Origin of the sequence: Curtobacterium sp. MCBA15_007, assembly GCF_001864905.1 — a bacterium.
In the GTDB taxonomy this organism is placed as follows: domain Bacteria; phylum Actinomycetota; class Actinomycetes; order Actinomycetales; family Microbacteriaceae; genus Curtobacterium; species Curtobacterium poinsettiae.
On the sequence record NZ_MJGM01000030.1, the window covers coordinates 1 to 9,835 of the forward strand.

Here is a 9,835-nt window from a genome sequence, read left to right on the forward strand (position 1 = left end):
GCCGTCAGGCGACGCCGCGTCGCGGACGGAAGATGCCCGCGCGGACCAGCCACACGTAGAGCAGGCAGCCGATGCAGACGTCGAAGACGGCGTTGAGGAACGCGGCGACCAGGGCGACCGCCGCACCGATCGGGGCGGCGTACGGCACGCCGAGCAGGGCGAGGAGCAGGGCGACCGCGGTGACGAACAGGCCGACCTGCTGGGCGAAGGTCGGGGGTTCCGGAGCCTCGAGTTCGGCGGGCGGGGCCAGGCGCGGGCGGACGACCCGTCGGAAGAGTGCGCCGTAGGGGTGGCGGCGGATGCCGGCGATGCCTCCGACGGCGAACAGCGCGACGATGACCGCGAGCAACACGATGCCGGCGACCCACGTCTCGGGGATCAGCGTGAGGACGATCGTCGCGGCGAGCAGCACCGTGGTGATGGCGGCGCCGAAGCGTGGGGAGCGGGGGTCGATGCCGCGGTCGGTGTCGGTCGTGGTGGTCATCGGGGCTCCTGGGTGCCGGTCGTGTCTGCGGTGCCCGTACTGCCTGCGCTGGCGGTGCTCAGGACGGTGTCGAGGGCTGCGGCGAGCTCGGGTGGGTGCGGTGGGCCTCCGAAGCGGGTGCGAACGGTCCGGGAACCGTCGACGAGCAGGACCGTGGGGGTCTGCAGGACGTTGAAACGGCTCGCTAGTCCGGGGTGCTCGGCGAGGTCGATCTCGATGCGTCGAACGCCCTCGTGGTGGTCTGCGACGGCGTCGAGCAACCGGCGCGTGGCCGGGCAACGAGCACACGTCGGCGTCGAGAACTGGACGAGGGTTGCGGCAGAGCCGTAGCCGCTCACGGAAGCGAGGTCGTCGGCACGCAGACGGCTCTTTCTGATGGTGTCCCCAGCAAAGCGGGCACGACCTGTGACGTGGCGGAGGACCACCCCGATGATCGTCGCCAGGATGAGTATCCCCACGACCACACCGACGGCGGTTTCGACTGTCATGCGGCGACGGTACGCCCGTTTCGTGCGCACCCGGTGAACGTGACCGGATGTGACGCGACGGTATCGATGAGCACGAGCCCGGAGCGGCCTACTCGGGTACGCCGAGCCCTTGGCACGCAGCCCACTGCTCGGGTCGACGCGCTGCGATCCACTCGGTGAAGGCGCCGTATCCGCGGTAGTTCGTGAACACCACGAACTGCTTCTTCTTCCGGTCGTTCCAGGCGGTCAGGCTGATGAACGTCGGCCCGCCGCCGTTCGACTGACTGCCGTACCGCAGAGTGTGGATGTCGTCGATCGCGCGCCGACGCAACTTCCCGAACCCGGACTTCACCTCGTAATGCCGGTCGTACACGTTGACGCGGTCGCCAGCGAGCGCCAGTCCGATCACGAGCAATGCGACGCCCAAGGCGGCCATCAACCCGAACGTGGGATCGCTGTCGCTCGGAGTGGCCAGCATCTGCACGATGAAGCCGGGGACCCCGATCACGATGCAGGTCCCGCCGAGGATCAGGAAAACGATCCCCGGGAACCTCGGTCGGCGGACGACGAACAGTGGCGTCTCGTTCTCGTTCGTCCCCGTTGCGCCCTGCATGTTGGTGCTCTCGGTCATCCTTCCCCCCTTTCAGACACCGTACCGAACGGATTCCCGCACCGCGGGAGCAGCGTGCCGCTCGCGATCCACGGCATCGCATCGCGCGGCTAGCCCTAGCATCGGAGCGTGAGCTTCGACGTGACACCCGGGCGGTATCGACACTTCAAGGGCAACGACTACGAGGTCGTCCTGGTTGCCCGTGACGTGGAGACCGAGGAGCGGGTGGTCGTCTACCAGGCGCTGTACGGCGCGCGGGGGCACTGGGTTCGCTCGCTCGCTGACTTCACGGCACATGTGAACCGTGACGGGTACGACGGGCCGCGGTTCGTCCGAGCCGAACACTGACTCCTCCTGGTTAGAGTCGAGTCATCGTCGAACAGGGGGTCAGAATGGATTTCGACTGGATGGGTGCGCTGCTCGGTGCAGTGGTCGGTGCAGCGCTGACAGCTGGCCTCGGTTACCTTGCCTACCGACGGGAGCGAGGCAAGCTGGAGAAGGCTGTTATCGACGAACTGATCAGAGAATTGAGCGAGCGCCGGGCGTTCGCGATCGGCGAGCCGCGGCTGATCCCCAACGCCGAGAAGGGTCAAGATTTCGGCCAGCTGAGTGCCAGCGTCCTGTCGGTGCGTGACCGGATCCGGGAGACCCGCGCGCAACTGGTCCGGCACGAGCAAGCACAAGAAGCGTTGACAGCGATGATTCGGGCTTGCAATCGCTACCTTGAGCGAAGCGCGGGAAACCCGCCTCAATACTGGTTCCTCGCAGTCGAGCTGCGCGACGAGCTGCATGCACGCCTGCGGGAAACAGGGTTGAAAAATGCTGACGACGTGATCCGACCCGGGGATCTTGCTTTCACGGGCTGAGATTCCGCCGTCGGAGGATGCATCTACGGTTGTCCCCGTGCAGATCACGTCCAACGGCAGCGCCCTACTCAGCCCGAGTGACCTGAGCACGTGGTCGGCCTGCGAGTGGGCGTTCCTGCGCCGGCTCGACGCCAAGCTCGGTCGCGGTGACGCCCTGCCGGACGTGCACGACGACATGCTCGAGCGCACCGCACGGCTGGGGGACCAGCACGAGCTCGACTACCTCGACATCCTCAAGCAGACCCGCGCCGTCGTCGAGTTCGACCGCCCTGCCCAGCCGGACTACGCACGCGCCGCAGCCGAAGCACGACAGGCCTTCGCCGACGGTGCCGACGTGCTGTACCAGCCGACGTTCCACGCGGCGCCGACAGCCGACGCCCCCGGGTTCATCGGCTTCGCGGACTTCATCATCCGCAACGAACGCGGCGAGTACGAGGTCTACGACACCAAGCTCGCCCGCCACGCCAAGATCAGCGCCCTGTTGCAGCTCGCCGCGTACGCCGAGCAGATGCAAGCGCACGGCATCCCGACCGGACAGCAGGTGCACCTGGTGCTCGGCGACCGGACGACCACGACGCACGACCTCGCCGACATCGCGCCGGTGTACCGCACGCAGCGCGCCGAGCTGCAGCGGGTGATCGCCGAGCGCATCGCTGCCGACGAGCCACTGCAGTGGGGCGACCCGCGGTACTCCAGCTGCGGGCGCTGCGCCGTCTGCTCGACCCAGGTGGCCGAGCACCGCGACCTCGTGCTCGTCGCGGGCATGCGCCTGGACCAGCGGGCGAAGCTCATCAAGCACGAGGTGCGGACGATCGACGACCTGGCGGTCCGCACCCGGGCAGTACCGGGCTTGTCCCGCGCGACGCAGGATCGGCTGGTACGTCAGGCGAGCCTCCAGATCGAGACGGAGACCGCCCGACGGAACGGTGCCGACCGGCCGGACCAGCCTGTGACGCCGCGCTTCGACGTCCTCGATGCCCGCGCGCTCGACGCGATCCCCGCACCCGACCCGGGCGACGTGTTCTTCGACTTCGAGGGCGACCCCCTGCACACCGAGGACGGCGTGCACTGGGGCCTCGACTACCTGTTCGGCCTGGTCGACGACCGCGCCGAGTTCACGGCGTTCTGGGCGCACACCATCCGCGACGAGCGGGTTGCGCTGGAGCAGTTCCTCGCCTTCATCGAGGCCCGGCGGCAGCAGTACCCGGGCATGCACATCTACCACTACGCGGCGTACGAACGGACGCACCTGCTGTCCCTGGCGGCCCGGCACGGGGTCGGCGAAGAGGCCGTCGACGACCTGCTGCGCGCCGGCGTCCTGGTCGACCTGTACCCGATCGTCCGCAAGGCCCTGGTCGTCGGCAGCCACAGCTACTCGATCAAGAAGCTCGAGCCGCTCTACATGGGCGATGACCTGCGCGAGAGCGACGTCACGAACGCCGCCGACAGCATCACCGCCTACGTCGAAGCGATCGAGGAACTCCGGAACGGCGACGCCGTCGAAGGGCAGCGGATGCTCGACCAGGTCGCCGACTACAACGCCTACGACTGCCGCTCGACCCTGCGCCTGCGCGACTGGCTCCGCTCGCTGCGCACCGACGACCCGGACGCGGCCGACCCGGCACTCGAGCTCGAGGTCCCGCCGATCCCCGTCGAGCGCGAACCCAATCCGGTGTACGTCGCCCTGGCCGCGCAGCTTGAGGACGTCGACGCCCTCGACCGCACTCCTGACCAGACCGCGTTGGCGCTCGCCGCAGCCGCGATCGACTACCACCGCCGCGAGGCGAAGACCTTCTGGCAGGACCACTTCGACCGCCTGCGGAACCCGGTCGACGACTGGGCCGACACGCGTGATGTCCTCGTCGTGGAGCGGGCGTCCGTCGAGCGCGACTGGGACACCCTGCCGCGTGCTCGCTCGCAGTCGCGGGAACTCCGGTTGTCGGGGACGCTCGCGCCCGGTTCGCGGCTCCGGCCTGGAGGCACGCCCCACCTGGTCTACGACGACCCGCTTCCGCCATCGGTCGCCTCTCCGGGCCCCGGGTCGAAGGGCGCGTCGTCGCGCGCCGTGATCGTGGACGCGTGGGACAACGGCGATGCCGTCGAGGTCCTCGTGAAAGAGGGCCTGCCCGTCGGTGGCGAGCCGCACCACGAGTTCCCGGTGGCCCTCGCCCCGTCGGCACCGCCCCGAGCGAAGCCCCAGCCGGAGGCGATCGCGTGGTGGGGGCAGGCCGTGCTCGACGAGCTGCCGGCGATGCTGCCCGACCCTGCGCTCGACCTGCTGCGTCGGGTGCCCCCGCGCGGTGCGATCGTCCCGGTGCAGGGTGACGACACGGTGTCGGCCGTGGTGTCGACCCTGCTCGGCCTCGACCGCTCGTACCTGGCGATCCAGGGCCCTCCCGGCACGGGCAAGACCTACGTCGGGTCGAACGTCGTCGCACGGCTCGTCCGCGAGTACGGCTGGCGGGTCGGCGTCGTCGGGCAGTCCCACGCGACGTCGGAGAACTTCCTGTCGTCCGTGGTGAACGCCGGCGTCCCCGCGGACCGGGTCGTGAAGGTGCCGAAGTCCGGCGCGACCGAGGACGACCTCGACGCCGCCGCGTGGACGCCCGTCAAGAACGGTGCCGCGGTCGCCGCGTTCCTGTCGTCGTGCGAGGCCTCGGGCACCGGCGGTGTCGTCGGTGGCACGGCGTGGACGTTCGCGAACGAGTCGACGATCGAGCGTCGTTCCCTCGACCTGCTCGTGGTCGACGAGGCCGGACAGTTCTCCCTCGCCCCGACCATCGCCTCGTCGGTCGCGGGGACCCGGCTCCTGCTGCTCGGTGACCCCCAGCAGCTCCCGCAGGTGTCGCAGGGTTCGCACCCCGAGCCCGTTGACGAGTCCGCGCTCGGCTGGCTCGCCGACGGGCAGCACGTCCTGCCGCCGGAGTTCGGCTACTTCCTGGCCCGCACCCGCCGCATGGAGCCCGCGCTCACCGAGTCCGTCTCGGCCCTGTCCTACGACGGGCAGCTGGCCTCGATGGTCTCCGGTCGACACCTCGACGGTGTCGACGCCGGTGTGCACCCCGTGCCGGTCGTCCACGCGGGCAACACGACGTCGTCGGCCGAGGAGGCCGCCCGCGTCGTCGCACTCGTCGGTGACGTCGTCGGTCGCACCTGGACGGACGGTTCCGACACGCGTGCCCTGACCGACGAGGACGTCATCGTGGTGGCGCCGTACAACGCGCAGGGAGCCCTGATCCGGCAGGAGCTGGACCGCGCGGGCTTCACCGGGACCCAGGTCGGGACGGTCGACCTGTTCCAGGGCCGCGAGGCCGTCGTGTCGATCGTGTCCCTGGCGGCGTCGAGTGCGGCGGACATCCCGCGCGGGCTCGACTTCCTGCTCATGCCCAACCGGCTGAACGTGGCGATCTCGCGGGCGAAGTGGGCGGCGTACCTCGTGCACTCGCCGGCGCTCACCACGGGCCTGCCCCTGTCGATCGCCGGTCTGTCCCTGTTGTCCCGCTTCATCGAGCTCGTCGAACGGGGCCGCTGATCGAGGCGACGGGGCGGATCCTCTAGGCTGCAGAAGGCCGAGGGGGCCAGGGGAGCGGGGGACGATGTCTGCAGGAGCGCAAGGACCACAGCCGACAGCAGCACCAGTGCCGGGCCCGGTCCCGGCGCCGAAGGCGAACACGGCGTCGACGGTCGACCTGGTCGTCACCATCGCCCTGTTCGTGGTCATCGCGATGCTCAGCGGCTTCGCGGTGCTGTTCGGTTGGGTCCTCGGGACGGTGTCGCAGTACGGGTGTGACTGGGAGTCCTCGACGCGCGTCTGCAACCGGTCGATGGGCATGCAGACCGCAGTGGTCGAGGCGATCGTCCTCGTCGTCGTGTGCACTGCAGGCGGAGTGCTCGCGGCGAAGGTCCGTCGGAAGCGGCCGCTCGGGTGGCTCGTCGCGCTCGGGACGGCTGCGGCGGTGGCGATCGCCCTCGCGCTGACGCTTGCGGTGGTCGGGGCGGCGTCGGGTTCCTGACGCCCGTTTGACGGTTTCGGTTCACGAACCCCGAGGATCGTGAACCAGAACCGTCACACAGCGGAAAACGCCCCGCACTCGCCCGCCGCGGACGGTGGGAGCGCGCGGGTCAGTCGTCGCTCGTCGGGACACCGCTCTGCATCTGGACCCGCATCTGGGCGAGGACGTCGGCGTGCAGGAAGTTCGCCGCCTCGGCACTCGTCGGGTCGACCACGATGCCGAACTCCTCGGGCAGCGCCGACACGAGTTCGGACATCGGCACCGGGCGACCCTCGGCCTCGGGCAGGCCGGCGGCGAGTTCGCCGGGGTCGGTGAAGACCGGCACGAACGGCTTGTCACGGATCATGACGTGGGCGACGCTGCCGGCTTCCGGACTGCCCGCCGGCTTCCAGGGCACCCACGCCGCGCTGCGCAGGAAGCCCGCCGGAGAGGCGGCCATCCTCCGTCGCAGTTCGGCGGCAGCGGTCGGCGGGGTCTTGTCGACGCCTCGGCCGAAGGCTGATCCGTTCGTCTCGTCGTTGCTCACGCCGACCATGCTGTCACGCCCGCACGACACGGCGGGGCCGAGCCGCGCCTCCAGGTCGACGCCCAGCGCACGCGGACGTGCGCCGGGTGTCGGAGGTGACGGACTCAGTACGCGGCCGACTGCCCGCCGTCGATCGGGACGACCGTCGCGTTGACGTAGGACGCGTCGTCGGAGAGCAGGAACGCGACCACGGCGGCGATCTCGGGGGCCTCGCCGTAGCGCTTCGTCGGGTTGACCTGGATGAACTCCTCGGCCGCCTTGCGGGGGTTCTCCGCGTCGAGCTGCTTCATCGAGTTCTCGACCATGGGCGTCCAGATGGCCCCGGGGGCGATGGCGTTGATGCGGATGCCGTAGCGGCCGTACTCGACGGCCGAGTTGCGGGTGAGTCCGACGACGCCGTGCTTGGCGGCGGCGTACCCGGACTGGTTGCCGATGCCGCGGATGCCGCCGACGCTCGCGGTGTTCACGACCATGCCGGAGCCCTGCTCGCGCATGACCTTGAGGACCTTCTCGAGCCCGAGGAACACGCCACGCAGGTTGATCGACACGACCTTGTCGAACTCGGCGGCGGTGAAGGACTCGGTCGGGTTCTGCTTGCCCTCGATGCCGGCGTTGTTGAAGAAGCCGTCGATGCGGCCGAAGCGCTCGGTCGTGGCGGTGACGTAGGCGTCGACCTGGGCTTCATCGGAGACGTCGGCGACGGTCGTCAGGACCTGCGCGTCCGGGGTGGCGTCGATGACGGCGGTCTTCGTCGCCTCGAGACCCTGCTCGGAGACGTCGACCAGGGAGAGCGCAGCGCCCTCGGCGGCCAGGCGGACGGCGGTCGCACGGCCGAGGCCGGAGCCGCCGCCGGTGATGAGGACGACACGGTCGGTGAAGCGGGGGGTGCCGGTGGTGGTTTCGGGCATGGGGGAGGCCTCCTGAGGTCTTCGACGGCGAAGGGCTCGGGGTCCGCGGTGGAGCAGCGAGTCCGATCAATGCATCCGCATCGATAAAAGTAGACTACACCTGTCGCGCAACGGCCTCGTCAGTGGGTGCCCAGCGGGTGCCCGCGGCCGACCTCAGCTCGTGATGACCGTGGTTGCCGTCGCGGTGGTCGCCGCCATGATGACGATCATCGCCGCGGCTCGGATCTGCTCGAGCACGGCCTGCACCGCGGGGCTCGCCCAGGTGCCCGAGGTGATCTCCTCGACCAGGCCCTTGTCGACCGCGCCGAACTGCTTGCGGAGCGTGTTCGTCGCGTCGAGCAGCCCGATGACCGCGGCGGAGAACGGTGTCGGGCCCGCCCGCCGAGCCAGCACGTCCGCGATGCCCGATCGCAGCAGTGCCTCCGGGGCTCCGTCGCGCTCCGGGTGCTTCGTGGTGGGGAAGAGGCCGAGCACCTTGCCCTGCTCGACGCTGATGATGCCCCTGGCGACGAGGCCGGCGAACACGTCGTCGCGCAGCCGCTGCTTGCCGAGCCGGCTCACCCACCACTTCGCCTTGCGCGGCGCACCCGATGCCGCGATCGACCCGACGACGCCGTCGAGCACCGGGTCGCCTGTGGCGGCGCCGTTGACGACGGTGACCAGGCCGTCCTGCAGCGAGACGACACCGCGGAGTGCGAGGTCCGCGAGGACCGCGCCCGCGAGACCGGTGTCCAGCGTCTGCCCGTCGAGGGACTTGCGGCCGCCGGGCTCGACCTGGAGGAGCGCGAACGCCTGCGGCACTGTGAGTTGCTCAGCCATGTCCGCAGCCTGCCACGCGGGGCGGAGGTGGTCCGGGCCTCCAGGCTGACACTCAGCAGCGCCGGGCCGCCCGACGTCAGCAGGCGCCGAGCACGCGTTCCATCGCGTCCCGCTCTGCCGGGGCCACCCAAAGGTGGTACTTCGTCTTCACCGTGACCTGGTGCTCGATGTAGGTGCAGCGGAACGCCTTGTTCGCGGGGAGCCAGGTCGCCGCGTCGCCGGAGCCCTTCTGCGAGTTGGACCGGCCGTCGACGGCGAACAGGTTCACCGGGTCGTTCGCCAGTGCCTGCCGCTCGGTCTCGGTGAGGCGCTGGGCTCCGGTGCGCCAGGCGTTCTCGAGCGCGACGACGTGGTCGATCTGCACGAGCGTCGAGGTCGTGTTGCCGCGGACGAAGTCCACCCGCGCACCGGTGTACGGCGAGACGAGGGTGCCGGTGAGGACCTTGCAGCGACCCTCGCGGGTGATGCCGGCCAGGTCGCGGGCGAGGACGTCGTTCCGCGTGTCACACCCGTTGTGGTCGACGTCGAGCCAGGCGCTGCCGAAGTCGCCGGTGCGGTCGTAGCCGGTGGCCGCCGCCTTGCCCTTGACGGGCAGGTCGGCGAGCTGGGTGCGTGCGCGGACCGCGTCGGCGTCGGTTCCGCGGCTGACGGTCGCACTGGAGGTCGGGCTCGCCCCTGACGACGCGTCCTGCGGTCCGATCGTGGTCGTCTCCACGGCCGTGGGACCGCCCGCAGCGGTCGTGCCGGCCGCAGCGGTCGTGCCGGCCGTGTCGGTCGTGCCGGCCGCGTCGGCGTCCGGGCCGAGGGCCCCGGTGGCGTCGAGGGCGTACCCACCGACGGCGAGGGCCAGGACGACGAGGACGGAGGTCAGGGTGATGCGGCTGCGGCGTCGGCGGGACGTCATGCGGTGGGACTCCAGGTGGTGCGGGGCGGAACGTGGTGCGGTGGTGCGGTGGTGCGGTGGTGCGGTGGTGCGGGTCTGGCGGGACAGGGACGATCATCTCGTGCGTGACCGACATACCGGGGCGGCGCGCGCGGCACGGTGCGGGGTTGGTCGGTGTGTGCGGTCGGGGTTGTTCGGTGCGGGGTTGTGGCGTGGCACGGGGTGGGCAATGTCGCACGGGTTGGCGGATCTCGCACGG

General features: G+C 70.3%; 11 protein-coding genes. 4 read left to right on the forward strand and 7 right to left on the reverse strand.

Annotation, left to right across the window (positions count from 1 at the left end; all coding sequences use genetic code 11):
• Positions 1-4: 4 nt before the first annotated feature.
• From BIU95_RS12500 to BIU95_RS12510, 3 genes are all read right to left on the reverse strand, one after another.
• Positions 5-484 carry a DUF4395 domain-containing protein gene (locus BIU95_RS12500; protein WP_071251819.1) on the reverse strand — a complete coding sequence of 160 codons (480 nt, stop codon included), beginning with the start codon at positions 482-484 and terminating at the stop codon, positions 5-7.
• On the reverse strand, positions 481-972 hold the full coding sequence (locus tag BIU95_RS12505; protein ID WP_071251820.1) for a co-chaperone YbbN: 492 nt from the start codon (positions 970-972) through the stop codon (positions 481-483). The genes BIU95_RS12500 and BIU95_RS12505 overlap by 4 nt, the downstream gene beginning before the upstream one ends.
• An 88-nt stretch (positions 973-1,060) precedes the next feature.
• A complete protein-coding gene (locus tag BIU95_RS12510; RefSeq protein ID WP_071251821.1) occupies positions 1,061-1,582 on the reverse strand; it encodes a hypothetical protein in 522 nt (173 codons plus the stop codon).
• A 108-nt stretch (positions 1,583-1,690) separates the two neighbouring features.
• Between BIU95_RS12510 and BIU95_RS12515 the strand changes: the two genes are divergently transcribed.
• The 4 genes from BIU95_RS12515 (at position 1,691) to BIU95_RS12530 (ending at position 6,440) form a co-directional block, all read left to right on the forward strand.
• Positions 1,691-1,909, forward strand: a complete 219-nt coding sequence (locus BIU95_RS12515; RefSeq protein ID WP_254783355.1) for a DUF1653 domain-containing protein — start codon at positions 1,691-1,693, stop codon at positions 1,907-1,909.
• Between the two features lie 44 nt (positions 1,910-1,953).
• Positions 1,954-2,427, forward strand: a complete 474-nt coding sequence (locus BIU95_RS12520; protein ID WP_071251822.1) for a hypothetical protein — start codon at positions 1,954-1,956, stop codon at positions 2,425-2,427.
• 37 nt (positions 2,428-2,464) lie between these two features.
• Positions 2,465-5,959, forward strand: coding sequence for a TM0106 family RecB-like putative nuclease (locus BIU95_RS12525; protein ID WP_071251823.1), 3,495 nt, complete (start codon positions 2,465-2,467; stop codon positions 5,957-5,959).
• Between the two features lie 64 nt (positions 5,960-6,023).
• A complete protein-coding gene (locus BIU95_RS12530; protein ID WP_240048600.1) occupies positions 6,024-6,440 on the forward strand; it encodes a hypothetical protein in 417 nt (138 codons plus the stop codon).
• Between the two features lie 109 nt (positions 6,441-6,549).
• Here the strand turns inward: BIU95_RS12530 and BIU95_RS12535 are convergent, their stop codons facing one another.
• The 4 genes from BIU95_RS12535 to BIU95_RS12550 all read right to left on the reverse strand — a co-directional run bounded on the left by BIU95_RS12535 (position 6,550) and on the right by BIU95_RS12550 (position 9,597).
• Positions 6,550-6,966 (reverse strand): SseB family protein, encoded by a 417-nt coding sequence (locus BIU95_RS12535; RefSeq protein WP_159556558.1) that lies wholly within the window; start codon positions 6,964-6,966, stop codon positions 6,550-6,552.
• Positions 6,967-7,070: 104 nt separating this feature from the next.
• Positions 7,071-7,874, reverse strand: a complete 804-nt coding sequence (locus tag BIU95_RS12540) for an SDR family oxidoreductase (protein ID WP_071251825.1) — start codon at positions 7,872-7,874, stop codon at positions 7,071-7,073.
• A 153-nt stretch (positions 7,875-8,027) separates the two neighbouring features.
• Entirely contained in the window at positions 8,028-8,693 is a 666-nt protein-coding gene (locus BIU95_RS12545; RefSeq protein WP_083389366.1) for a GPP34 family phosphoprotein, read from the reverse strand.
• A gap of 76 nt (positions 8,694-8,769) precedes the next feature.
• Complete coding sequence (locus BIU95_RS12550) at positions 8,770-9,597, reverse strand: HNH endonuclease family protein (protein WP_071251827.1); 828 nt, start codon at positions 9,595-9,597, stop codon at positions 8,770-8,772.
• Positions 9,598-9,835: the final 238 nt, after the last annotated feature.

Excerpts from the sequence above, each read along its gene's own strand:
- BIU95_RS12500 (WP_071251819.1), bottom strand. The coding sequence starts at position 484 with ATGACCACCACGACCGACACCGACCGCGGCATCGACCCCCGCTCCCCA.
- BIU95_RS12505 (WP_071251820.1), bottom strand. The coding sequence starts at position 972 with ATGACAGTCGAAACCGCCGTCGGTGTGGTCGTGGGGATACTCATCCTG.
- BIU95_RS12510 (WP_071251821.1), bottom strand. The coding sequence starts at position 1,582 with ATGACCGAGAGCACCAACATGCAGGGCGCAACGGGGACGAACGAGAAC.
- BIU95_RS12520 (WP_071251822.1), top strand. The coding sequence starts at position 1,954 with ATGGATTTCGACTGGATGGGTGCGCTGCTCGGTGCAGTGGTCGGTGCA.
- BIU95_RS12530 (WP_240048600.1), top strand. The coding sequence starts at position 6,024 with ATGTCTGCAGGAGCGCAAGGACCACAGCCGACAGCAGCACCAGTGCCG.
- BIU95_RS12540 (WP_071251825.1), bottom strand. The coding sequence starts at position 7,874 with ATGCCCGAAACCACCACCGGCACCCCCCGCTTCACCGACCGTGTCGTC.
- BIU95_RS12545 (WP_083389366.1), bottom strand. The coding sequence starts at position 8,693 with ATGGCTGAGCAACTCACAGTGCCGCAGGCGTTCGCGCTCCTCCAGGTC.
- BIU95_RS12550 (WP_071251827.1), bottom strand. The coding sequence starts at position 9,597 with ATGACGTCCCGCCGACGCCGCAGCCGCATCACCCTGACCTCCGTCCTC.